Origin of the sequence: Rothia sp. ZJ932 (assembly GCF_016924835.1) — a bacterium.
Lineage (GTDB): Bacteria > Actinomycetota > Actinomycetes > Actinomycetales > Micrococcaceae > Rothia.
In genome coordinates this window covers 1,224,482-1,247,592 of the sequence record NZ_CP070480.1, presented here as the reverse complement: position 1 = coordinate 1,247,592, position 23,111 = coordinate 1,224,482, and the positions used below count along the sequence as shown (strand labels likewise).

General features: G+C 55.1%; 22 protein-coding genes. 9 read left to right on the top strand and 13 right to left on the bottom strand.

The window, feature by feature from the left end:
• Window positions 1–57: 57 nt before the first annotated feature.
• The 5 genes from pgl to tkt all read right to left on the bottom strand — a co-directional run bounded on the left by pgl (window position 58) and on the right by tkt (window position 6,784).
• On the bottom strand, window positions 58–819 hold the full coding sequence (gene pgl / locus JR346_RS05765; protein ID WP_205481925.1) for a 6-phosphogluconolactonase: 762 nt from the start codon (window positions 817–819) through the stop codon (window positions 58–60).
• Window positions 812–1,795 carry a glucose-6-phosphate dehydrogenase assembly protein OpcA gene (locus tag JR346_RS05760; protein WP_205481924.1) on the bottom strand — a complete coding sequence of 328 codons (984 nt, stop codon included), beginning with the start codon at window positions 1,793–1,795 and terminating at the stop codon, window positions 812–814. Before JR346_RS05760 ends, pgl begins: the two co-directional genes overlap by 8 nt.
• Window positions 1,792–3,327 carry a glucose-6-phosphate dehydrogenase gene (gene zwf / locus JR346_RS05755; protein WP_240333880.1) on the bottom strand — a complete coding sequence of 512 codons (1,536 nt, stop codon included), beginning with the start codon at window positions 3,325–3,327 and terminating at the stop codon, window positions 1,792–1,794. Before zwf ends, JR346_RS05760 begins: the two co-directional genes overlap by 4 nt.
• Window positions 3,328–3,440: 113 nt before the next feature.
• Window positions 3,441–4,541, bottom strand: coding sequence for a transaldolase (gene tal, locus JR346_RS05750; protein WP_205481923.1), 1,101 nt, complete (start codon window positions 4,539–4,541; stop codon window positions 3,441–3,443).
• Window positions 4,542–4,672: 131 nt separating this feature from the next.
• On the bottom strand, window positions 4,673–6,784 hold the full coding sequence (tkt, locus tag JR346_RS05745) for a transketolase (RefSeq protein ID WP_205481922.1): 2,112 nt from the start codon (window positions 6,782–6,784) through the stop codon (window positions 4,673–4,675).
• 499 nt (window positions 6,785–7,283) lie between these two features.
• Here tkt and JR346_RS05740 point away from each other — a divergent pair, with 499 nt between their 5' ends.
• Together JR346_RS05740 and JR346_RS05735 are read left to right on the top strand one after the other, a co-directional pair.
• Entirely contained in the window at window positions 7,284–8,237 is a 954-nt protein-coding gene (locus JR346_RS05740; RefSeq protein WP_205483901.1) for a heme o synthase, read from the top strand.
• Between the two features lie 367 nt (window positions 8,238–8,604).
• Window positions 8,605–9,108 carry an MmpS family transport accessory protein gene (locus tag JR346_RS05735; protein WP_204876036.1) on the top strand — a complete coding sequence of 168 codons (504 nt, stop codon included), beginning with the start codon at window positions 8,605–8,607 and terminating at the stop codon, window positions 9,106–9,108.
• 105 nt (window positions 9,109–9,213) lie between these two features.
• Here JR346_RS05735 and JR346_RS05730 read toward each other — a convergent pair whose 3' ends face one another.
• From JR346_RS05730 to JR346_RS05720, 3 genes are all read right to left on the bottom strand, one after another.
• A complete protein-coding gene (locus tag JR346_RS05730) occupies window positions 9,214–10,296 on the bottom strand; it encodes a heme A synthase (protein ID WP_204876035.1) in 1,083 nt (360 codons plus the stop codon).
• Between the two features lie 62 nt (window positions 10,297–10,358).
• Window positions 10,359–11,123: an ABC transporter permease gene (locus JR346_RS05725; protein ID WP_240333879.1), complete on the bottom strand. Its 765-nt coding sequence runs from the start codon at window positions 11,121–11,123 to the stop codon at window positions 10,359–10,361.
• 4 nt (window positions 11,124–11,127) lie between these two features.
• Window positions 11,128–12,144 (bottom strand): ABC transporter ATP-binding protein, encoded by a 1,017-nt coding sequence (locus JR346_RS05720; protein ID WP_240333878.1) that lies wholly within the window; start codon window positions 12,142–12,144, stop codon window positions 11,128–11,130.
• Window positions 12,145–12,261: 117 nt separating this feature from the next.
• Here JR346_RS05720 and JR346_RS05715 point away from each other — a divergent pair, with 117 nt between their 5' ends.
• The 5 genes from JR346_RS05715 to JR346_RS05695 all read left to right on the top strand — a co-directional run bounded on the left by JR346_RS05715 (window position 12,262) and on the right by JR346_RS05695 (window position 17,005).
• Window positions 12,262–13,005 carry a metalloregulator ArsR/SmtB family transcription factor gene (locus JR346_RS05715; RefSeq protein ID WP_204876032.1) on the top strand — a complete coding sequence of 248 codons (744 nt, stop codon included), beginning with the start codon at window positions 12,262–12,264 and terminating at the stop codon, window positions 13,003–13,005.
• A gap of 79 nt (window positions 13,006–13,084) precedes the next feature.
• Window positions 13,085–14,542, top strand: a complete 1,458-nt coding sequence (gene sufB / locus JR346_RS05710; RefSeq protein WP_204876030.1) for a Fe-S cluster assembly protein SufB — start codon at window positions 13,085–13,087, stop codon at window positions 14,540–14,542.
• Window positions 14,543–15,790, top strand: coding sequence for a Fe-S cluster assembly protein SufD (gene sufD / locus JR346_RS05705; protein ID WP_204876028.1), 1,248 nt, complete (start codon window positions 14,543–14,545; stop codon window positions 15,788–15,790).
• 108 nt (window positions 15,791–15,898) lie between these two features.
• On the top strand, window positions 15,899–16,654 hold the full coding sequence (gene sufC, locus JR346_RS05700; protein ID WP_204876027.1) for a Fe-S cluster assembly ATPase SufC: 756 nt from the start codon (window positions 15,899–15,901) through the stop codon (window positions 16,652–16,654).
• Between the two features lie 9 nt (window positions 16,655–16,663).
• Window positions 16,664–17,005 (top strand): metal-sulfur cluster assembly factor, encoded by a 342-nt coding sequence (locus tag JR346_RS05695; protein ID WP_204876024.1) that lies wholly within the window; start codon window positions 16,664–16,666, stop codon window positions 17,003–17,005.
• Between the two features lie 97 nt (window positions 17,006–17,102).
• Here JR346_RS05695 and JR346_RS05690 read toward each other — a convergent pair whose 3' ends face one another.
• Window positions 17,103–18,230 carry an SGNH/GDSL hydrolase family protein gene (locus JR346_RS05690; protein WP_205481919.1) on the bottom strand — a complete coding sequence of 376 codons (1,128 nt, stop codon included), beginning with the start codon at window positions 18,228–18,230 and terminating at the stop codon, window positions 17,103–17,105.
• Window positions 18,231–18,477: 247 nt separating this feature from the next.
• Between JR346_RS05690 and JR346_RS05685 the strand changes: the two genes are divergently transcribed.
• Window positions 18,478–18,981 carry a nitroreductase family protein gene (locus JR346_RS05685; RefSeq protein WP_204876020.1) on the top strand — a complete coding sequence of 168 codons (504 nt, stop codon included), beginning with the start codon at window positions 18,478–18,480 and terminating at the stop codon, window positions 18,979–18,981.
• A gap of 51 nt (window positions 18,982–19,032) precedes the next feature.
• On the opposite strand, the gene JR346_RS05680 is transcribed toward JR346_RS05685, so the two are convergent.
• The gene (locus tag JR346_RS05680; RefSeq protein WP_204876018.1) at window positions 19,033–20,361 is read right to left on the bottom strand and encodes an NtaA/DmoA family FMN-dependent monooxygenase; all 1,329 of its coding nucleotides are present in this window, start codon (window positions 20,359–20,361) and stop codon (window positions 19,033–19,035) included.
• 55 nt (window positions 20,362–20,416) lie between these two features.
• On the bottom strand, window positions 20,417–20,902 hold the full coding sequence (locus JR346_RS05675; protein ID WP_205481918.1) for a flavin reductase family protein: 486 nt from the start codon (window positions 20,900–20,902) through the stop codon (window positions 20,417–20,419).
• Window positions 20,903–20,990: 88 nt separating this feature from the next.
• On the opposite strand from JR346_RS05675, the gene JR346_RS05670 reads away from it, so the two are divergent.
• Window positions 20,991–21,569, top strand: a complete 579-nt coding sequence (locus tag JR346_RS05670; protein ID WP_204876007.1) for a TetR/AcrR family transcriptional regulator — start codon at window positions 20,991–20,993, stop codon at window positions 21,567–21,569.
• Window positions 21,570–21,712: 143 nt separating this feature from the next.
• Here the strand turns inward: JR346_RS05670 and JR346_RS05665 are convergent, their stop codons facing one another.
• Window positions 21,713–22,327 carry an energy-coupling factor transporter transmembrane protein EcfT gene (locus JR346_RS05665; RefSeq protein ID WP_205481917.1) on the bottom strand — a complete coding sequence of 205 codons (615 nt, stop codon included), beginning with the start codon at window positions 22,325–22,327 and terminating at the stop codon, window positions 21,713–21,715.
• A complete protein-coding gene (locus JR346_RS05660; protein WP_205481916.1) occupies window positions 22,324–23,097 on the bottom strand; it encodes an energy-coupling factor ABC transporter ATP-binding protein in 774 nt (257 codons plus the stop codon). Before JR346_RS05660 ends, JR346_RS05665 begins: the two co-directional genes overlap by 4 nt.
• Between the last annotated feature and the right edge of the window lie 14 nt (window positions 23,098–23,111).

Below are 23,111 nucleotides of genomic sequence, written 5' to 3'. Positions count from 1 at the left end.
AGGTTTTTACCGGTGAGTAAAAACCTGCCCCGCCTTGGCGATTTGCGCGCCTAAACACTAGGCGGTGAGTGCGTCCTGCGTGATGAGAATCAGAGTTTCTTCAAGGGCACGGGCCCCGGCTGCGGGGGTTTCACGCAAAATCTGAGCGTCAGGGTCTGCGTCATCAGCTGCATCGATGAGACGAGCTGCCGCTTCTGCCTTGTCACTACCTGCGATGAGGAACCAAATCTTGCGGGAGTTGTTAATCAGGGGCAGAGTCAGTGAGACGCGGGTGGGCGGGGATTTGGGGGAGTTGCACACTGCAATTGCTTCAGTTTTCTCCACCAAAATTTCCTCGCGGTCAGGAAAGAGCGAAGCAATGTGACCGTCGGGACCCATACCCAGCAGAGTAAGGTCGAAGACCGGTGCGGACGCGCCGTCCTGGGCATACCGCGCCAGTTCTGCGGTGTAGGCGGTAGCAGCTTCATCAACATTCTCAAAAGCATCTGATGCGCCCATGATGTGCAGGTTTTCAGCTGGAATCTCTACGGAGTCCAAGAAGGCATCTTTTGCCTGCTGTTCGTTGCGGTCTTCGTAACCAGTGGGGACGAAGCGCTCATCTGACCACCAGAAGTGAACTTTAGACCAGTCAATGGCTTGGGTACGCTTAGAACCTTTGAGCACTGCCCAGATGGCGATACCCATCGAACCACCGGTCAGTGAAAGATGAGCCTGATCGCGAGACTTTAAAGCTTCTTCAATGACTGCAAGAATCTTTGCGCTACCCTGTTCGGTGAGCTGAGTTTTATCCTCGTGTTTGACAACCTGGGGCTTAGGCATCGTATTCCTCCGTGTACTCTGCGGTGTCTTCAATAATTTCAGCGACGTTGAGATCCACAACCATATTGACCTCCTGCAGGGCACGGGTGAGAACCTCACCGTACACCTGATCGGGGTCAAGACGTCGCAGTTCCTCTGCCAGGCACTCGGCAAGGGTGCGTACGTGCAGGGCAATTTGCTGGTCACGGGCACCCGGTGAGCTCAGAGTCGCCAGCTTAGTACCCGGACGGTAGATAGCTACCTCACCGTCTTCGTGTTCAAGGACAACCTTGTAGAGACCGCGATCTGCGCCCTTGGTGACAAGATGCACCTCGGCATCGAGTTTGTACCCCAGCCACGCCCCCAAGAGCACGACAGAAGGAGACTTTGAAGAACCCCAGACCGTCACCCGCGAGACGTTAGCGTTAGGCAGTTGATCGAAAATCGCTGCCAGCTGGATGCGCCACAGGGTTAGACGAATCCATGCCAGGTCGGTGTCGCCCTCTGCGTAGTTCTTGGCGAGCTGGGCCAGCACCATCATGGGATCCTGAGCACGTGCCGAATCTGTAATGCGACGCTGAGCGATTTTACCAATCGAATGCTCAGAAGCGTTTTCAGGAACAGAGTGGGGCCACCACGCAACAATGGGGGAGTCAGGTAGCAAAAGCGCCGAAATTAAAGATTCAGTAGCGTGTGCTGCCTTGCCCCAACCGTCCAAAATAATGACCTCAGCAGCACCAGCTTCACCGCCCACCGAAATCTTTGCGTCCAAGCGATCCTCTGCATCTTCTTCATGGGCGATGTGCACAATGATGCGTGAGGGGTGCTCATGGGATGCCTGCTGCGCTGCTGTAATTGCCTGCTTCGAGTGACCGTCATCAGCAAGAATCACCAGGGTCAACACACGAGATGAAGTGGTGTTACCGGACTGTTCGAGTACTTCACTCAGTTTTTTATTGATAGCAGATGCTGTGGTCTGCTGAAGCTCATAAATCACGGACGCCTCCAGGTGCGGTTGTCGCGCTCAAGCATGTCGTGGGCTGACGCCGGGCCCCATGAGCCGGGCTTGTAGCCTTGTGGCTTAATCTTGTTCTTTTCCCAGTATTCTTCGAAGGGGTCAAGAATCTTCCAAGAAAGCTCAACCTCTTCATGTCGGGGGAACAGGGGCGGCTCACCGAGCAGGACGTCAAGAATCAGACGTTCGTAAGCCTCGGGGGACTCTTCGGTGAAAGAATGACCGTAGCCAAAATCCATATTGACATCGCGGATTTCCATCTGGGTACCGGGCACCTTGGACGCAAAGCGCAGGGTCATACCTTCATGGGGCTGAACTCGAATCACAATGGCATTAGCACCGGCGCTATCATCTGAAGCATCAAAGAGCAGGTTCGGCATTTTCTTGAAAATCAGCGCGATCTCGGTGACGCGGCGTCCCAGACGTTTGCCCGCGCGCAGGTAGAAAGGAACACCAGCCCAACGGCGAGTTTCAATATTGACCTTGAGCGCAGCGAAAGTTTCAGTGCGGGAGTCAGAGGGAATATCGTTTTCCTCAAAGAAACCTTTGACTTCTTCACCACCTTGGTAGCCTGCCTCGTACTGACCAATAGCATAAGCCTCTTCAAGGTTCTCGGGCAGGGTGATAGCTTCAAGAACCTTTTCTTTTTCGGTGCGCAGGTGGTGGGCATCAAAGCTGATGGGCTCTTCCATAGCGGTCAGCGCCAACAACTGCAAGAGATGGTTCTGAATAACGTCGCGTGCAGCACCTACACCATCATAGTAGCCAGCGCGGGTTCCGATACCAATATCTTCAGCCATCGTAATCTGCACGTGATCCACATAGTGAGCGTTCCACAGGGGCTCAAACATCTGGTTTGCAAAACGCAGCGCCAAAATGTTCTGAACCGTTTCTTTACCGAGATAGTGATCAATGCGGAAAACCGAGTCAGCGGGGAACACCTTTTCGACAATGGAGTTCAGCTCGCGGGCGCTCTCTAAATCATGGCCAAAGGGCTTCTCAATCACTACGCGACGCCACCCCGCCGCGTCCTCAGACTCAGCCATGTCATGATCAGCTAGCTTCTGCAAAACCTGCTCAAAAGCCTTCGGCGGAATAGAGAGGTAAAAAGCGTGGTTACCGCGCGTACCGCGATTCTCATCAAGATCTGCCAGGGTCTTCTTCAGATTTTCGAAAGCCTTATCGTCATCAAAAGCACCCTGCACAAAACGGATGCCCTCTTGAAACTGGTTCCACACATCCTCACGGAAAGTCGTGCGCGCATGTGCCTCAACGGACTCTCGAACCTGCTTGCGAAAATCGTCATCACTCCACTCACGGCGGCCAAAGCCCACCAGACCGAAGCTCGGCGGCAACAAACCGCGGTTCACCAAGTCATAAACAGCCGGCAGTAGCTTTTTCTTCGCGAGGTCGCCGGTAACACCAAAGAACACGAGAGCCGAAGGCCCCGCGATCCTGGTCAAGCGACGGTCGCGGTCATCCCGCAAGGGGTTCTTCTCTGCACTGTGAGGCACAGTTTTTCCTTTACTAGCAATGGGTGAGGCACAACAGCAGGCACTATCTATCGCCTGATAAACGTGCGCTTCCATTGTGCCTCACCGGTGTAGTGATTCAGTCGTTGTACTACTTACGCGGCAAGAGCCTGACGAACAGTCTCCAGCAGTTCTTCCCACGAAGCATCAAACTTCTCAAGACCCTCGGTCTCAAGCTTTTCTACTACCTCATTGTACGAGATACCCAGGTTCTCAATCTTGTTCAGTACCTCTTCTGACTCGGCGTAAGTACCGGTGATGGTATCACCGGTAACAACACCGTGATCAGCCAGCGCGTCAAGGGTGCCCTCAGGCATAGTATTGACGGTACCGGGAGCCACCAATTCGGTGGTGTAGAGCGTATCGGGGTAGGTGGGGTCTTTGACACCGGTTGAAGCCCACAGCGGGCGCTGCTTATGGGCACCAGCTGCTGCCAGACGCTCCCAGCGCTCAGAAGAGAATTCCTCTTCGTAAACCTTGTAAGCCAAGCGAGCATTCGCCAAAGCTGCCTTGCCCTTGAGCGCCAGCGCTTCCTCGGTGCCAATCTTCTCCAGATGATCATCAATTTCAGAATCCACGCGGGAAACAAAGAAGGACGCTACCGAGTGAATCTTTGACAAATCCTTACCGTTTTCGAGAGCCTCTTCAAGACCCAGCATGTAAGCGTTAATAACCTCGCGGTAACGCTCCAGCGAGAAAATCAGGGTGACATTGACAGAGATGCCCTCAGCTAGAGTCTTCGCGATGGGCTCCAGACCCTCAACAGTTGCCGGGATCTTAATCATGACATTCTCACGATCAACAGCCGCAGCCAGCTTCTTCGCCATCTCAGCGGTTTCAGCCGCGTTACGCGCCAAACGAGGATCAACCTCAATCGACACACGACCATCTACACCCTGAGAAGACTCATAAATAGAAGTGAAAACATCGCACGCCGCACGAACATCGTCGGTGGTCGCCGCAAAAACAGCCGCCTCAACATCGGTGCTAGCCGCCGCCAGCTCCTGGAACTGACCCGCGTAAGCCTCGCCCTTCGACAGTGCAGCAGCAAAAATACTGGGGTTAGTGGTGACACCAACCACATTCTTCTCTTCAATCAGTTTCTCCAACGAACCGTTATTCAAGCGCTCGCGTGAGAGATCATCAAGCCAGATGGAAACTCCGGCATCTGAAAATTTCTGGGTGGGGGTTGCCATATAAAAACATCCTCAAAATGTGTTGTCATGGGCACTCGGCGGTGAGAGACGGGTCAGCCGTCGAGCGCATTGTGCAGTGAAATCCGCGGTGGCAGAGCATCATTGCCCTCTGCCACCGCATGGATGGGATTTTACTTGGACGCCTCGATAGACTCCTTAGCGACCTTCGCTACGTTTTCACCGGTGAAACCGTAGAGCTCGAAGAGCTCATCAGCAGATGCTGATTCGCCGTACTGTTCCAGTGAGACAGCGCGTCCGGTTGAGCCGAGCAGGTCGTACCAGGGCATCGCAAGGCCAGCTTCAACAGAAACGCGTGCTTTGACCGCCGCAGGAATCACGGATTCGCGGTAATCAGCTGATTGCTCGGCAAACCACTCACGCGAGGGCATTGACACAACGCGAGCGCCGATTCCCTCTTCAGCCAGAAGTTTACGAGCCTCAACAGCGTGCTGAACCTCTGAGCCGGTAGCGATCAGAACAACATCCACGTTGCCTTCAGCTTCTGCCAGTACGTAACCACCGCGGGCAACGCCCTCAGCTGAAGCGAACTTCTCGCCCTCGGCGTCTGCGTGGATGTCTTCACGGGTGAACTCGGGCAGATTCTGGCGTGAGAGCATAATACCGGCGGGGCGGTCGGCGGTTTCAAGAATCTTGCGCCATGCCACAGATGTTTCGTTGCCATCTGCCGGGCGTACAAGGTCCAGATTGGGGATTGCGCGCAGGGCAGCGAGGTGTTCTACCGGCTGGTGGGTGGGGCCGTCTTCGCCCAGACCAATGGAGTCGTGGGTCCACACGAAAGTAGAGGGAATACCCATGAGCGCAGCCAAGCGGATTGCAGGACGCTGGTAGTCAGAGAACTGCAAGAAGGTACCCGAGAATGCGCGGGTGGGGGAGCTGAGTACAATGCCGTTGACGATTGCCGCAGCTGCGTGTTCGCGAATACCGAAGTGCAGGACGCGACCGTAGGGGTCGGCGGTGTACTGTTCGGTGGTGCGATTGGGTGAGTTGAAGGACTTTGCCGACTCAATAGTGGTGTTGTTTGAACCAGCGAGGTCAGCTGAACCGCCCCACAGTTCGGGGAAGGTGCCCGCAATAGCGTTCAGTACCTTGCCTGATGCTGCGCGAGTTGCCAAAGAGGTGCCCGCCTCGAAAGTGGGGAAAGCGTCCGCGTAGTTTTCGGGTAGCTTGCCTGAGCTCAAACGCTCGTACAGCTTTGCTGCCTCGGGGTTTGCCTGTTGCCACTGCTCGAAGGATTCCTGCCATTGCTGGCGTTCGTCCTTCATGCGGTCGATGACCTTGCGGGTGTGTTCGAGGATCTCGGGTTCGATGACGAAGGATTTTGCGGGGTCAAAGCCCAGAATTTCCTTGGTTGCTGCCAGCTCGTCTGCGCCGAGTTTGGAGCCGTGAATGCCGCCGGTGTTCTGCTTATTGGGCGCGGGGTAACCAATGATGGTGCGCAGCTCAATCAGTGAGGGCTTATCGGTGTTCTTCTTTGCCGCAACAATAGCCTTGTAGAGAGCCTCTACATCTTCGGTGTATTCGCCGCTGGCGGTCCAGTCAATGCGGGTGGTGTCCCAGCCGTATGCCTCGTAGCGCGCCAGAACGTCTTCGGTGAAGGAAACGTCGGTGTCGTCTTCGATGGAGATGTGGTTGCGGTCAAAAATAACAACTAGGTTGCCCAGCTGCTGGTGACCAGCCAAAGAAGAAGCCTCTGAGGTAACACCTTCCATGATGTCGCCCTCTGACGCGATGGTGTAGACAGTATGGTCAAAGGGGGAGGTGCCTTCGGCAGCTTCGGGGTCAAACATGCCGCGCATGTAACGCTGCGCGTAGGCAAAACCAACAGCGGATGCCAGACCCTGACCCAGCGGACCGGTAGTGATCTCAACGCCCTTGGTATGACCGTACTCGGGGTGGCCGGGAGTCAGTGAACCCTTAGCGCGCAGGTTCTTAATGTCCTCAAGTTCCAAACCATAACCGTTGAGGAACAGTTGCAGGTAAAGAGTCAACGATGTGTGACCGGGAGAAAGAATGAAACGGTCACGACCCGCCCAACGATCGTCGGTGGGGTCATGGCGCATAACCTTCTGGAAAAGGGTGTAGGCAACGGGAGCGAGGCTCATCGCAGTACCGGGGTGACCAGAACCGATCTTCTCAACAGCATCTGCTGCCAATACACGCGCGGTATCAACTGCACGCTGGTCTTCGGTGGTCCATTCGAACTTCGCATCAAGATCAGGCACGAAATTCTCCTTTCTAGATAAGGGGTGAACACATCAGTCCGCGCGCCCTCACCGTAGGTACTACCCACCGCGGTCACAGACACGCACAAGACTGTTAGTGACTCTCACCTTCGAGTCTAGTCTTTCACACCGATCTTTGCTGAGGCACAGACCTGTAATTTCCACATTCCGGTCATATTTCACCCAGTGTTTACGGGTAAATCAGCTACCAGCTGATTATCGTTTCGCACCGTGGTTTTACGCACGACATTAGGTTTTACCTCTTACGGGCACTAAGATTGAAAGGTAAAACAATTTCGCGTGTGCATTACCTATGCCTCACCTTCTTTTGTGGATTCACATTCCCGGGGCTCAGCACCGTTTGCTAGTGAATCTGACCGTAACACTGTGAGCGCAGAAGAATACAAGACCCGCCATCGCGGGTCTCGCCTATGATGCCACATGCACGACGACCTCCAAGGGAGCCTTCTTCGTGAAAGGTCACGGTACCTCCAGCGTCATCGCCGCTCAGAGCGCATCGCCCTCACCCGTTCAGTCGGGGCAGCGCGTCCCTTTGGCGAGGAAAATTCGCGCGTATATTCACCTGACCAAGCCTCAAGTTATTGAGTTGCTGCTGGTGACCACCGCGCCCACCATGATTTTCGCTGCCGGCGGGGTGCCCAATTTGTGGTTGATGCTCAACACCATGATTGGTGGTGCAATGGCAGCTGGTGCATCCGGCGCCTTCAATTGCTATATTGACCGCGAAGCTGACCGCAAGATGAAGCGCACCGAAAAGCGTCCGCTGGTCACAGGAGAGCTCAATGACCGGGAGGCACTCACCTTTGCCTGGTTGCTCGCGGTGCTCTCTATCGTTTATCTCTACGTACTGGTGAACCCCCTTTCAGCCTTGCTGGGGTTTATTGCAATTCTGTTGTACGTCGTGTTTTATTCTATTTTTCTCAAGCGTCGCACCGCCCAGAACATCGTCTGGGGCGGTCTAGCAGGATGCATGCCCGTACTCATTGCTTGGGCAGCGGTCACTAACTCCCTCAGCTGGACACCCTTTGTGCTCTTCACTGTTATTTTTCTGTGGACGCCGCCGCACTACTGGCCCCTGTCTATGAAGTACGCCGAGGACTACAAGGCCGCTGGCATCCCAATGTTGGGTGCTATCGCCGGTGCTAAGAGCGTGTCAGTGCAGGTGGTGCTTTACGGCTGGGCGATGGTTATTTGCTCGCTTCTTTTGGCGCCGGTGGGTGGCGCTGGCTGGGTGTACACACTCACTGCTGCTATTGCTGGTGCATGGTTTCTCTACGGTTGCCACAAGCTCTACCGCCTGGCGCAGCACGAACAGGCAACCAGCCGCACCGCGATGACTGTCTTTCACGGTTCTATCACCTACCTGACGGTGCTTTTTATAGCCCTGGCACTTGACCCCTTCGTGGGAGAAGCCGTGATGAGTTCCCTGTAAAAATCTTCCCCTCGCTGGCACGTTCACCTACCTGAAAGTTTTAGCGAGGGGATTTTTATGCCCTCACCAGTGCTAACTCGTTCCATTGAGTAGTGCCACGGCGTGAAAGCACATCTCGTTTCATTGACTAAGCCGGTACATCTGCTAGGCTCGCCAACCCTAACCCCTTATTAAGATGGGCTAGGAGTACCGCTTTTATGCCCTTATTGTAGAACATATATTCTCTATGTATAGAATATACGTTCTATTTAGGGTTCTGGGATGTGCTGCTGTGGCATTGAGGCACTTATTACGCATTCTTATTATCACCTGCCTTATTATTGTTTAAGGAAGGTGTCACACATACATCCCAAAAGAAAGTAGTGACATGTCTAATACTCCTCACTCAAACAACAACGAGCACGTAGCTCACGGCACCAGCGCCACTGAGCGCACCAACGGCTCATACGCACCCGAAGAAAAGAAGAAGAGCATCTGGCCTTGGTTGCTTGGTCTGCTGGCGCTTCTGCTGCTCATCGGTGGTTGCTCACTGTTGACCAGCAACAACGATAACGAAGAAGAAAATGCAGAGACCACTGAGGTTGAAAAGACTGTTGACCTTGAACTGTCAGTCACTGCTGACGGCGCAGCTGCTGTGAACCACGGCCCCAGCGACGCCAAATCAGCTGACAACGCTATCGAGAACGAGTGGAGTACTACTATTGAGAACATCCACCCCGAAAACGGTTACTCCATGACCGTTACCGGTAAGGGTGAAACTACCGCTAATCTTGCCTGCAAGATTGTTGTAGACGGTGTTGTTCAGGACGAGCAGTTCTCTGCAGACGAAAACAAGATTACCTGCACTCTGCCTTCAGAAATCAAGAAGTAAAACCTTCTCTGATTTTTCTCAAGGTGTTATAACAGCATAAAAGTGGGGCATGCTCATCAGAGCGTGCCCCACTTTTTTGTCTAGCGTTCTAAAAAACTGCGCGAATTACTTGCCGCTCACATTGAGTCTAGCCAGAGCGCGCTTGCGGTTGGAGGGGCGAGAGAGGGTAATCATGCGCTCAATCAGTGAGGCTGCCGCCCAGGTGAAGAGGGCTGAACCGATCAGGTGTAGTTCTACTACCAGAATGGGCAGACCGTTGAAGTATTGGTAGTAACCTACTGCTGCCTGAAAGAGCAGCATGATGATGTTGTAGGTGAGGGCTGAGCGAATAGCGGCGGACCAATCATACTTTTTCGCCAGTACAAAGAGCACCACGATGCCTGCGCAGTACACCCATGCGGTGATGCTGTGAATGCGGGTGACAGTAACAGGGTCAAAGGCGTGGCGGTGGGTCATGGGGTCGCCAGCGTGCGGACCGGTGCCGGTGACGACGGTGCCGATAAAAATCAGTGCCGAAGCAATGAGGGTGCCAATCCAGCCCAGGGTTTGTAGGGCAGACGTGCCGTTGGGCAGGGCGGGGCTGGTCAGTTCTTCTTTCTCAGCTGTGGTGTCGCCGAAGTAGCGGTAGACACGGTTGAGGTAGATAGCGGCGAGCGCAATCATGATGGCTGAAAGAACGTAGTGGGCGGTAATCATCCAGGGGTTGAGCTTGAGCCATACTGAGATGCCGCCAACAACTGCCTGAATGGGGATGCCCCACAGGAGCATGAGGGCGAGATTGAAGAGGTCAGCGTAGTGGTAGTCGGCGGTACGAATGCCGGTGATGAAGCCCTTGCGTTTGAAGAAGATTTCTAAGAATTCACCCACGGTGATGCGGGCAAAAACCAGGCGCAAAATCGCGAGGAAAGCGGCGATGGTGAATGCCATCAGGACGAAGGTAAGTAGGCGGTTGCCAAATTCGACGGCGCCGTGGATGCCCATTTCTGGGGTGACTGTCCAGCTGTCTGCGTTGCATTTGGGCCAGTTGTCACAGCCGAGACCTGAGCCGGTGAGGCGGACGATGCCGCCGGTTGCTACGATGCCGATGTTGGCAAGGAGCATGCCCCAGGCGGTGGCGCGTACCCAGGAGGTGTATTGTTCGGGGATGTATCGTGTGGCAAAACGTGAACCGAGCGTCCGTAGTGACATGTTGCGACCTTAGATGTTGCGTGCGGTTAGATGCGGAAGTCGTGAAAACTGGGGGTGGGGTGTTAGGAGGCTGACCATTTGAAGTATTTGCTGGCAAGTGCTGCGGCGACCAGTGCCCACAGGAGCAGAATGAGATGGGAGGTGGGTGAGAAGTTTCCTGCGATAAATTGGGCGCGGAGGGCTTCACCTAAAGCACCGGAGGGCAGAAGCTGTGTGAACCAGGAGAGTGGCCCGGGAAGGTAGCTGCCGGGGATTAAGATGCCGCCGGCTCCGGCGAGGATTACCCACGCCATATTCACGATAGCGAGGGTGGCTTCGGCGCGTACGGTGCCTGCAATGAGCAGCCCTAGAGAGGTAAAAGCAGTAGCGCCCAGTAAGAGGGTCGGCAGAGAAGCTAAGACGGCTGCAACATCAGGTTGCCAGCCTAGAATGAAGGCTACGCTGCAAATCACCACTACCTGAACCATCAGCACTAAGACCACGGCGAGCAGTTTGCCCGCAATCAGCCCTCCGCGCCCTAGGGGGGTGGTGGAGAGAAAACGCAGTACCCCGTAGCGACGATCAAAACCCGTGGCGATGCCCTGACCTGAAAAAGCGGTGGACATAACCGAGAGCGCTAGGACGCCGGGAAGGGTTGCATCAATACGGCTAATAGAGTGCGCGCTCGCCCAGGTATCGAGGATTCCCGTAAATCGCAGGGTACATAAAGCCATGACGGGGAAAGCGAGGAGCAACATGAGCTGTTCAGCGTTTTTCAGCATTGAAACGGTCTCGTAGGTGCCTTGGGCGATAATGCGGCGGCTTGCCGGGGTAGCGTGTGTTGCCATGGGGTTACAGATTCCGTCCTGAAATATCGAGGAAGACATCCTCTAAGGTTCGCGGTGCCAGCGTGAAGGAGCGCGGCATGATGTTACGAGCTTCAAAGTAGGCGGTGAGCTGTGCTAGGTGCGCGGGAGTAATCTCGCCTGAAAGCGTGTAGGTATCTTCCTCGCGTCCTGAGGTGAGACCGGTAAGACGGCGAGGGGAGAGCGCTTCTTCGAAGTCAAAGGTCTGCCTGGTGCCAAGGGTGAAGCTGAGCTGGGTGCTGCCGTTTGCGGTGTTAGCCAGTAGCTGCTCAACCGTGCCTTCGGCGACATTGCGTCCGCGCTTGACGATATATACATAGTCAGCGAGTTTCTGGGCGTCATCTAGTAGATGGGTCGTAAGCACAATGGCGGTGCCCGCATCGCGCTGCTCGCGGATAATATCGAAAACCACCGCACGCGATTGAGGGTCAAGACCAGCAGAGGGTTCGTCTAAAAAGAGCACTTTGGGTTGTCCCAGCAACGCCGCAGCGAGGGCAACGCGCTGTTTTTGACCGCCTGAAAGACGGCGGACGGTAGTGCCGTTAAATTCTGGAATACCCAACCGCTCAGCCAGCTCTTTGACGGGTAGCGGGTGAGCGTACATCTTGGCAATGTGTTCTAGCAGAGGAAGAGGGTGAACCGCCTGCGGTAGCCCTCCATCTTGCAGCATGATGCCAACCTGTGCTCGCAGCTCGGCGGATGCACGCACCGGGTCTTCACCCAGAAGTGAGACGGATCCGCCGTCGGGTTTTTGTAGCCCCTGGGCACAGGAGAGAGTGGTGGTTTTACCGGCACCATTGGCACCTAAAACGACGGTAATCTCGCCGGGGTAGGCTTCAATACTGATGTCTTCAACAGCCCTGTATGTTCCGCGTGTACTCAGCGCATCAGGGTTCGCTTCACGGAACTTACGTGAGGGGCGAAATTCTTTGGCGAGGTTCTGCACCGAAAGGGCGCAGGGCGCACCGGTGCCGCGTAGTTTCTTCTGGGTTTGATAAGACACCCTCATATCTTATGTCACCGCCCAAACTTGTTCCATTTTGAGGACGTGATGGGGACCCTGTCAGAGGTAGGTTCACCTAACTAGAGAGTCGGGAATAAATTAGGGCATACTTTAGTTGTGTATTCCGTGAAGCAAGCAGATAAAAAAGATTCAGCCAGCAAGCGCAATACAGAAACAGAAGAGAGGACGCGAGACCGCGTTCTCCACGGCGTTCTCGAACACGGCCCTGTTTCTGCTGCGGCGCTGGGCGAACTTTTGAACCTGACGCCGGCAGCAGTGCGTCGCCACCTTGACGCACTCGAAGAAAATAACCTGATTGAAGTTACCCTGCTTAAAAAGCACGGGGCAGGTGCCGGTCGCCCGGCTCGACGCTACGTTATTGCTCCTCAGGGGCACGCCCAGCTAGGCAACGATTACTTGCACATCGCCCACAGCGCCCTGACCCTCCTCAAAGAAAAAGTAGGGCAGGAGGCGCTGACCAGTTTCGCTCAGGAACGCGCTGACGAGATGGAAGCCCGCTACCGACCCATCGTCGAAGCTGCCGGGCAAGACGTTGCTGCCCGCACCGAAGCTCTGGCAGAAGCTATGACGCGCGACGGCTACGTAGCATCAGCAAGCACCATGAGCCCCCCACCGGGCGGACGCGCCCTGCCAGCCCACCTGCTCGCGTCCATACAGTTATGCCAAGGTCACTGCCCCATTCGTGATCTTGCCGAAGATTTTCAGGTTTTCTGTGACCAGGAAACCGAAATAATTGCGGATCTTTTGGGAGTGGACGTTCGCCGACTATCCACCATGGCAGCCGGCGCCCACGTTTGTACCACACACGTTCCGCTCAATAGAAGTGTGAATGAAACGTAAGCAGTAACTGCTTACACAAGATTTCGTTGACAAAGATTTTTCACGCACAGTGAAGAACAACCCACCAAGAAAGGCCGTAATGACTGAGAAAGTTGAACGCGAAGCGTCCGGCACCGTCATTTCAGAAATTCTGGAGGCAAACCCCGAACTCGAAGGTATCGGCACCTACGAATACGGTTGGTATGACTCTGATGAAGCTGGACAGTCCGCTAAGCGCGGTTTGAGCGAAGACGTTGTACGCGATATCTCCGCGAAGAAGAACGAACCCGAGTGGATGCTTAACCTCCGCTTGAAGTCACTGAAGTTCTTCGACCGCAAACCCATGCCTAACTGGGGCCCGGACTTGAGCGAAATCGATTTCGATAACATCAAGTACTTCGTCCGCTCCACCGAGGGTCAGGCAAAAACCTGGGAAGATCTACCCGAAGACATCCGCAACACCTACGAAAAGCTGGGTATTCCCGAGGCTGAGCGTAGCCGCCTGGTGGCGGGCGTTGCCGCACAGTACGAGTCTGAGGTTGTCTACCACCAGATCCGCGAAGATTTAGAAGCTCAGGGCGTTATCTTCTTGGATACCGACACCGCTCTCAAAGAGCACCCCGAGTTCTTCGAAGAATACTTCGGCTCCGTCATTCCCGCAGGCGATAACAAGTTCGCTGCTCTGAACACCGCCGTGTGGTCAGGCGGCTCCTTTGTTTATGTTCCGCCGGGCGTTCACGTTGAGATCCCTTTGCAGGCCTACTTCCGCATCAACACCGAGAACATGGGGCAGTTTGAACGCACCCTGATTATCGCTGATGAGGGCTCCTACGTTCACTACATTGAGGGCTGCACCGCGCCCATCTACAAGTCTGACTCACTGCACTCAGCAGTTGTTGAGATTGTTGTGAAGAAGAACGCGCGCGTTCGCTACACCACCATTCAGAACTGGTCGAACAACGTCTACAACCTGGTCACCAAGCGTGCGCTCGCGCATGAGGGCGCAACCATGGAGTGGATCGATGGCAACATCGGTTCAAAGGTTACCCAGAAGTACCCTGCTGTCTACATGGTGGGCGAGCACGCTAAGGGCGAGACTCTCTCCATCGCGTTTGCAGGTGAAGGTCAGCACCAGGACACCGGCTCAAAGATGGTTCACATTGCGCCGAACACCTCATCATCCATCGTCTCTAAGTCAGTGGCTCGTAACGGTGGGCGCTCGGCGTACCGCGGTCTGATTCAGGTACGCGAAGGCGCTTACAACTCCAAGTCGTCGGTTGTTTGTGATGCTTTGCTGGTTGATACCATCTCGCGTTCAGACACCTACCCTTACGTGGATGTGCGTGAAGACGACGTCACTATGGGTCACGAGGCAACCGTCTCACGTGTGTCTGAAGAGCAGCTCTTCTACCTCATGCAGCGCGGTCTGACCGAAGAAGACGCAATGGCAATGATTGTGCGTGGCTTCGTGGAGCCTATCGCCCGCGAACTGCCCATGGAATACGCCCTTGAACTTAACCGCCTCATCGAACTTCAGATGGAAGGATCAGTAGGCTAAATGTCTGATAACAAGATTATGGGTCACGATGCACCGGTTATTCCGGGCATGGACCAAGAAGGCGAAAAGCTAGCCAGCGAGTTCGTTACTGACGATACTCTGATGCCCACCGGCCACGCCGCTAAGCCCGCTGTCAGTGACAGCTCACGCGCAGGTCGCCCCACCTCTTACAAGGTGGAGGACTTCGACCGTCTGACCGGACGCGAAGAGGACTGGCGTTTCACCCCGCTCAAGCGCTTGGGCGGACTGCACACTGAGGCTCTGACTCAGGCAGGTCTGGGTATCAACATTCAAGCACCCACCGGTGTCACCGTTGAAACCGTAGACCGCGAGGACGCGCGCATCGGCTCAGCCGGTATTCCCGAAGACATCGTGGCAGCTAATGCTTGGTCGCACTTTACCGAAGCAACCGTTGTTACCGTCGCCCAGGAAACCGAGCTGGATGAGCACATCAACATCTCTATCGAAGGCAAGGGCGAAAAGCTCGCTGCCCAGCACATCGTAGTGGAGACCAAACCTTTCTCAAAGGCTGTTGTTGTACTGCGTCACACTGGTGATGCAGTGGTCTCACAAAACGTTGAGTTCATCGTGGGCGACTCTTCAGAGCTGACCGTCATCACCCTGCAGCAGTGGGAAGACACCGCAATCCACGCGTCCGCCCAGTACGCACACTTGGGTCGCGACGCTCGCTTCAAGCACGTGAACGTCTCACTCGGCGGCGACCTGGTGCGCGTGACCCCCTCCACCAAGTTCTCAGCCCCCGGCGCTGAAACCGAAATGTACGGTCTTTACTTTGTTGATGCTGGTCAGCACCTTGAGAACCGCCTTTTCGTGGACCACTCAGTACCCAACTGCAAGTCCCGCGTCACTTACAAGGGCGCCTTGCAGGGCAAAAACGCGCACTCCGTGTGGGTGGGCGATGTTCTTATTGGTAAAGAAGCAGAAGGCACCGACACCTACGAGCTTAACCGCAACCTGTTGCTCGAAGATGGTCCCCGCGCTGACTCCGTGCCCAACCTCGAAATTGAGACCGGTCTCATTGCCGGTGCAGGTCACGCCTCCACTACCGGTCAGCTCGACCCCGAGCACCTCTGGTACTTGCAGGCACGTGGCCTCACCCAGCCGGAAGCTCGCCGACTGGTTGTGCGCGGCTTCTTGAACGAAATCATCCAGCAGATCGGCATCGAAAGCCTCGAAACCGAACTCATGGACGCACTCGAAGCTGAACTGGCGCTGAGCAACAACTAAGTACTGAGCACTCACTCCCTCGCGTCGGGTACCTACCTGCCGCACCCAACTTTTTAGCTCCCCTTCAGAGCAAGGGGCAGCGCAACAGACTTTAGGAAGGCATCAGATATGTCAACTCTTGAAATCAAGGACCTTCACGTTTCAGTGATCCTCGATGATGAAAACACCAAGCCGATTCTCAAAGGTGTAAACCTCACCATCAACTCCGGCGAAATCCACGCCATCATGGGCCCTAACGGCTCAGGTAAATCAACCTTGGCATCAACCATCGCTGGCCACCCCAAGTACGTTGTAGACTCCGGCGAGATTCTGCTCGACGGTGAAGACGTCACCGAAATGAGCGTGGACGAGCGCGCTCGCGCTGGCCTGTTCCTGGCGATGCAGTACCCCGTGGAAATCCCCGGCGTTACCATGTCGAACTTCCTGCGTTCAGCAAAGACCGCTATTGACGGTGAAGCACCCGCTCTGCGTACCTGGACCAAGGACGTCAAAGCAGCGATGGCTGATTTGAAGATCGACCCCGACTTCGTCTCACGTAATGTGAACGAAGGCTTCTCAGGTGGCGAGAAGAAGCGCCACGAAATTCTGCAGCTCGAACTGCTCAAGCCCAAGTTCGGTATTCTCGATGAGACCGACTCAGGTCTTGACGTAGACGCGCTGAAGGTTGTGTCAGAGGGTGTTAACCGCGCGCACGACAACAACGACATGGGGGTACTGCTGATTACCCACTACACTCGCATTCTTCGCTACATCAAGCCCGAATTCGTTCACGTATTCGTCGACGGCAAGATGGTAGATCAGGGCGGCCCCGAGCTGGCTGACCGCCTTGAAGAAGAGGGTTACGTCTCTTACATCGGAAAGTAGAGATAGCTCATGACTGAGACTACCGAAGCACCTGCTGGCGGGCGTCCGTCGCAGGAAGAAATCGAAGAAGCGCTGATGAACGTGATTGACCCCGAACTGGGCGTCAACATCGTTGATCTGGGTCTTCTCTACGGCATGCGCTGGAATGATGACAACGCTCTGATTCTAGACATGACCCTAACCACCGCCGCCTGCCCCCTGCAGGACGTCATCGAGGAACAGGTCGCACAGAACCTGGAAACCATGATTGACGAGTGGCACGTGAACTGGGTCTGGATGCCGCCGTGGGGCCCCGAGCGCATTACCGAAGACGGCCGCGACCAGATGCGCGCGCTGGGCTTCAACATCTAGTCCATCGCTAGAGACACCGCGAGGGGTCAGCTATCGTTCATCATCTTAGGGACTATTGAACGATAACTGACCCCTCGCGTTTTTTGTGAAATTAGCTTTAGCCGGTAGATAAGGCCTGATAGATAAGCTCGTGACCGCCTGCATCGGGGTGAATGCCGTCTATCAAATACTCGGGCAATTCCTCAAGTACGGGGTAGAGGTCGATAACGTCACGGTAGGTACGTGTTCCCCAGGTCAATAGCAGGTTGCGGTAATCAAGCACCGTGGAAAGGCTGACAGAAACGCCAAAGTCTTGGGCAGCCTGTTCCGTATTCAACCATAGGGGTGTGAGGACGACGGGACGGCGTCCTTCGACTTCAAGAATGGTGCAGAGATTTTCAACTTCTTGGAGCAGAGCAGCAGATGAAGTGCCTGCGATGAGGTCGTTGATTCCTGCGCCGATGATTACGGTATCAATAGAGCGCCGAGCAAGTTCAGCCGGTGCGTAGTCGGCGAGATTGCTGAGTTTCTGGCCGGGAATAGCAAAGTTCCAGAGACGGTGGCGGTCTTCGTTGCGGGCAAGGTGAGTTGAATGCAATAGCTGCGCCCAGCCTCCCCGCGCGTCGGAACGACCGTAGGCAATGCCGTCACCAATGATGCCAATGCGTTCGGCAGATGCGAGGGGTCGAGCGTTCAGGTAGGCCCAGGCTTGGTTGCCGTCAGTGGTGAGGACGCGGCGGCGGGCATAAGCACTGACCTCATAGGCGTCTGCTTGGGTTAGCTGTTCGGAGCTAAGTGCAAGAAGTCCACCGTCGATGCTACTTCCCAGGTGGCTGGCAAGTCCGCGGTGTACGGCAAGTCCGCTTGCTGCAATAACGGCAGGGTCATTGATAGGTACCTCTGTGAAGTGCATGTTGGCAAGGGAACCCCGGCTGTGAGTGAGTGTGCTACCGAAGACGTACTGCTGCACTGCCGGATCGAGCAGGGTTCCGAAAGAAAAGAGGGGGAGCTGGTAAATCATAGTTTTAGGGTACACGCGATTGGCTGGCTGATGCGTTTGGTTGGGCAAAGTTGAGTAGGGTGCCCGGCGCACCAATTTAATAAGCTCAGCGCTCACAATTTTGCCCTGTAGCAGGGTACTCACAAGGTTTTCTGCGGGACCAATAATAATGAGGTTATCATCACTACAATCCTCATCGGTCTGGCTAAAAGTGAGGGTACTGCCGGAAGAATCAGGGTAATACATGAAGTGCTTATAGTCCTTAACAGGGTAAGGCTAGGGCAGGACATGATTCATGGTGGCGAAAATTTCGTGCCAGCCCGCCGGATAACCTGCTGACTTCAAGGGGGGCGTAATGCATACAATCTACCGTAAACCGTATTCTTAGCACCGTCTATAAAAGAGGTACAGCACATGCAGTCTTATCTAGTATCGCCCGAGCAGGCAAAGACGAGGGTGGAGGGGTTGGGTCTGAGCGCGCTTGATACGCGTCGTGCCTTGGTTTTTCTCTGAACGGGGCTATGATGAGGACCTCCCCTCCGGTTATGGGTCAGAACGCTATGTCAAGCGTTCGCAAGAACTAGCAAAAATCACCTACGGGGCACGCAAGATTACCCGCGAAGATCATGAAGGTCGCACAGAAATCGTGCGAGATAACCTGTGTTTCTACGGTGCACCGCACGTAGCCTTTCTCTTCATGCCCGAAATGGAAGGCACTGAGCGAGAAGCTGCCGATTTGGGTATGTATGCGCAGAACTTTCTGCTCTCACTGGCGGCTCACAGCTACCATGGCATTCCTCAGGCTGCAGTCTCCCTCTTTGCAGGTACTACCCGCAAGGCTCTGGGTGTGGAGCCTGGCTATAAGCTCCTCTTCGGCATTGCTTTTGGTTGCGGTAATGAAGAAGATGCCCTCTTCAACGCTCGCCCCGGCCGTGTAGAGCTCGCCGAATCCATCGTGCTGCACGGATACCCCCGGCGTCCTCTAGATGTCCTGTAAGAAAAAGACCCGCACCTGTTGTGCAACAGGTGCGGGTCTTTATGCAGTGTCTTACTGCTGAACCATGCGCGCGTCCAAACCGTACTGCTCGGGTGCTCCTACGTGCTCGCGCAGAGTTTCGCCCTCGTAGTCGGCATGGAAGAGACCGCGTTCCTGCAAAATCGGTACCACGCCATCCACAAACGCATCGATGCCGTCCTCATACGCATCGGGTGAGAACCAGAAACCATCGGCGGCTCCTGCCTCAAACCACTCGGTCAGGTGATCGGCGACCTCCTCGGCGGTGCCCACCGGTGAGGGGTGAAAATCAATGACGCCGTGGTAAAGAATATCGCGCACGCTCCACCCTTTGCGGGCGATTTCTAGTGCCTTGGCAGAGCGGGGGTCACCGGGGTTCGGACGCGCGTTAGCCAGGAATTCGGGGGAGAGCGGCTGGTCAAGATCATCAAGGGTGAGGGCAGTTCCGAGCATCATTCCCAAGTAACTCACGCGCTGACCAATATTAGGTTCCACGAACCTACCGCGACGATCCAGCGCCTCACGCTTGGTAGCAGCAACGGTCGGCATAACACCGGCAATAAACTTGACCTCATCGGGGTTGCGTCCGGCGCGTTCGGCGGCTGCGCGCACAGCGTTGCGCTGACGGATGGAATCCTCAATAGTGAAAGTCGCACCAATTACCACATTGGCGTAATTACCGGTAATAGTCAGTGAATTGGGGGAGCCTCCAGCATGGAAAATCACCGGCTGCCCCTGCTTGGACGGCGGGATAGGCAGCGGACCTGCAGAAGCTAAGTACTTGCCACTGAGGTTAATAGGGCGAATCTTGGATTTATCGGCAAAGATGCCCTTTTCGGCATCGGCTACCCAGGCATCTTTATCCCAGGAACCCCAGAGCGCCTGGGTGATTTGAATGAACTCGTGGGCACGACCGTAGCGATCTTCGCTGGATTGCATTTGTTCACCGAAGTTAGCCGCAGCACGCGGGTCAGAGCCGGTTACGGCGTTCCAGCCTATACGGCCACCGCTTATGACATCCAGGGTCTTGAGTTGGCGCGCCAGGTTGTAGGGAGCATTCCACGATGTTGAGGCGGTGGTTGCAAAACCAATGTTCTTGGTCTCACGCGCCATTGACGCAATGGTAATGAGTGGATCAAGAGTCATCTGAGGCGCTTCAGCATTCGATGCCTGAGTGTCATTTTGTGAATCGGGAAAGAAAATGAACTGGAACTTGCCGCGCTCCGCCTTTTGCGCGTAACGTACGTGTGCATCGAGATTGGCGTAGTTGAGTGGGTCAACACCGGGGAACTTCCATGCGGTAACTTGGGAGCCGTATCCGTTACCCATCTGCATACCGATGAGCATTTTTTTCTCTGACATTGTTCTTACCTTTCGGGGTGTTTTTCTTCTGAGAGATCTAAGGGGTGAGGGTGAGTTAGGCAGCTAGTTGGTGCAGTGTACCGTCATGGAAAACCAGCGGACGCGCGTCGTCTTGGCGTTTGTGCGAGATAACTTTCCACAGGGTCATGATGTGATCGCCCGCTTCAAATGCCTGATTGAGCTCAACGATGAGGTGGGCTGCCGCTGCCGGGAGCACGAGTGAGCCATCACTGTTTTTCTGCACCTCTAGATTCTCGAAGCGCTCAGCGGTGGGGCGACGCAAAAGCTGGGCAGTGTCATAATCATCAGCACTCAGAAAGCTGATGCCCAAACGCTGTATCTTGTGTAGCTGCGGCCAGGTGGTGGAAGCGTGGGCGAAGCTGACGGTTACCAGGGGTGGTTCCAATGAAACAGTTGCGAAAGAGTTAGTGAGCATTCCTATCGGGGTGCCGTCAAGGTGACCTGCGGTCAGGGCAATGCCGGTGGGGTAGATGCCGAAGGTCTTGCGTAAGTTGTGAGAGCTGTGTGAAGTGATAGTCATGCTTCAACCTTTCTAAGTGGAGAATATTTCCGTTTATAAAAAGGACTATACGGAAGCGCTCTCCACTTTTCAAGTGTAGAATGAGACCATGAACTTAAAAACAACAGAAAACACCAAAAAACCCCGCGCTGATGCGGTTAAAAACCGCCAAAAAATTCTTGACGTAGCCCGCATATCCTTCGAAACTGACGGCGTTAACATCTCCATGGACGCCATCGCTAAAGCCGCCGGGGTAGGAGTAGGAACCCTCTACCGCAACTTCCCCAACCGTGAAACTCTCATCGCCGCGGTCCTTGACGAAAAAACAGTCAAAGCCCCCGATATCACTCCGGAAATCACGAGCGACCCAGCAGCGTCACTTCAGGCGCTGACCGCTTGGTTGCGCGCGCTCGCTGACTGGTTTGCTACTTACGAAGGGCTGACCGAACCCATGCGCCGGGCGGTTGAAGAATACAATTCACCGCTCAATATGCAGTGTCAGGACGTGATTGCTCAGTTGGATGCGCTGCTGGAACCTGTGCAGCGGGCTGGGCTGGTGCGTCCCGAGGTAACCGGGCGTGAACTCTATCTGGCAACTTTGGGTATGGCATGGGCTGCCCAGCACAGTGAGAACCCTGAAGTGCTGTACGAACTGCTTGCCACCGGCTGGCGTTCACCCGGTATGTGAAGGCGTTATACTGCGTAAGCGCAGGGCTGGCACCGAGCTGACACCCAAGGATCTAATCCTGGCACCGCGACATACGAAAAACCCACCGATCATCGTAGAATTCTCTACCGTCTCTGGTGGGTTTTTGCTATCGCTAGATAGGTTTAGTCTTCTGGTAGCCCGCGGGCGCTGAGCGCGTCCCCGGTGTGGTGAGCGTAAGCAACAGCCGAAATCACCCAGGGAATCAGCAACCGGTGCGGGGCAGGGGAGACACCGCGAGCTGCTGCCGCCTGCTTGAGCAGCTCGTACTCGTTGAAGAGCACCGGGATCGAGCGAATCATCAGCGCCAAAGCAAGGGCGAACCTGTCCGTCTTAATGCCAACCAGCCGCAGAGGCGAAATGAGATGCAGAAAACCGTCAATGAGGGTCGGCAGGGCGGTGGTAGTGAGTAGGATGCGTGATGCGGCAACAACGGCAAGAAGAGTGAAGATGACATCTGCACCTGTTGGTAGCGTTCTGGTGAGGGTGTAAAAAATAATCAGAATCGCCAGAATCCACCCCAGGGGAGCAAATGAATGCCACCAAGATTTAATGGAAACCCCTCCCGCTGCCCCGATAGCAACAACAATGACGAGGGCAACGGCGCTGATCCACCACTGGCGAGTCAGCGCCAGCGTCAGACTCAAGGTCAGCAAGAAAAGACCTTTAGTCCACAGGGGTGCCCTGTGAACCGGGGTAGTGCCGGGGCAGTAAGTGCCAAAGAGCTGCTGACCGGTCACAGCTCACCTACCGGCTCTGCCGGGAAGCCCTGAGTGCACCACAGGCGATACTGCTCGATGACAGCATCAGTAGGCCCTTTACACCAGAGCCTGCCTTCATGAATCACCACAGCTTCATCGCACCTAGCGGCAAGTTCGAGATCGTGGGTACTCATTACCAGCTGCTGATTTAAGGAATCAAGAACTTCAAACAGGCGCAACCGATTACGAAGATCAAGCAGGGTCGTTGGCTCATCCAGCAACAAAATCTCAGGTTCCACCGCTAAAACGGCAGAAAGAGCAACCAGTTGCTGCTCGCCCCCTGAAAGGTCGTAGACGCTGGAGTGGGCGCGATCGCCCAACCCGCGTGTTTCGAGCAGCTCCAGCGCGCGCGTCCGGCGCTGGGCGGCATCGGTGATGACCGAGCGCAGGGAAAGTTCTAAATCTTCAACCGGTGTGGGCATCAGCAGCTGCGCCAGCGGATTAGAAAACAGCAAGCCCACCCGCGAGCGCACTGCGCTTTCATTGCCCGCTACCTCAACACCATCAACTGTGATAGAGCCACTGCTGGCAGTATTGATGCCGTTAATGAGTTTGAGAACGGAAGATTTGCCACTGCCATTGAGCCCCAGCAAAGCGGTGGAGGGTGCCGTGAGGGTTAGTGAGAGAGCCTCAATAATAGTGTGCTGCCCCAGGGTGTCTGTGAAGGACGCGGCGTTAAAGGCGATTCCCGCCCCCTGGCAAAAAGTGGGGGCGGGTTTCGGGGTTTTCTGAGTGCGAAAAAAACGCATAGTGCTGATTGTAG

What these genes read in the sequence shown, in the direction of transcription:
- JR346_RS05660 (WP_205481916.1), bottom strand. Translation starts at nt 23,097, where the DNA reads ATGCGTTTTTTTCGCACTCAGAAAACCCCGAAACCCGCCCCCACTTTT.
- sufC (WP_204876027.1), top strand. Translation starts at nt 15,899, where the DNA reads ATGTCAACTCTTGAAATCAAGGACCTTCACGTTTCAGTGATCCTCGAT.
- JR346_RS05670 (WP_204876007.1), top strand. Translation starts at nt 20,991, where the DNA reads ATGAACTTAAAAACAACAGAAAACACCAAAAAACCCCGCGCTGATGCG.
- JR346_RS05675 (WP_205481918.1), bottom strand. Translation starts at nt 20,902, where the DNA reads ATGACTATCACTTCACACAGCTCTCACAACTTACGCAAGACCTTCGGC.
- sufB (WP_204876030.1), top strand. Translation starts at nt 13,085, where the DNA reads ATGACTGAGAAAGTTGAACGCGAAGCGTCCGGCACCGTCATTTCAGAA.
- JR346_RS05730 (WP_204876035.1), bottom strand. Translation starts at nt 10,296, where the DNA reads ATGTCACTACGGACGCTCGGTTCACGTTTTGCCACACGATACATCCCC.
- tal (WP_205481923.1), bottom strand. Translation starts at nt 4,541, where the DNA reads ATGGCAACCCCCACCCAGAAATTTTCAGATGCCGGAGTTTCCATCTGG.
- JR346_RS05725 (WP_240333879.1), bottom strand. Translation starts at nt 11,123, where the DNA reads ATGGCAACACACGCTACCCCGGCAAGCCGCCGCATTATCGCCCAAGGC.
- pgl (WP_205481925.1), bottom strand. Translation starts at nt 819, where the DNA reads ATGCCTAAGCCCCAGGTTGTCAAACACGAGGATAAAACTCAGCTCACC.
- JR346_RS05690 (WP_205481919.1), bottom strand. Translation starts at nt 18,230, where the DNA reads ATGTATTACCCTGATTCTTCCGGCAGTACCCTCACTTTTAGCCAGACC.
- JR346_RS05695 (WP_204876024.1), top strand. Translation starts at nt 16,664, where the DNA reads ATGACTGAGACTACCGAAGCACCTGCTGGCGGGCGTCCGTCGCAGGAA.
- sufD (WP_204876028.1), top strand. Translation starts at nt 14,543, where the DNA reads ATGTCTGATAACAAGATTATGGGTCACGATGCACCGGTTATTCCGGGC.
- JR346_RS05680 (WP_204876018.1), bottom strand. Translation starts at nt 20,361, where the DNA reads ATGTCAGAGAAAAAAATGCTCATCGGTATGCAGATGGGTAACGGATAC.
- JR346_RS05735 (WP_204876036.1), top strand. Translation starts at nt 8,605, where the DNA reads ATGTCTAATACTCCTCACTCAAACAACAACGAGCACGTAGCTCACGGC.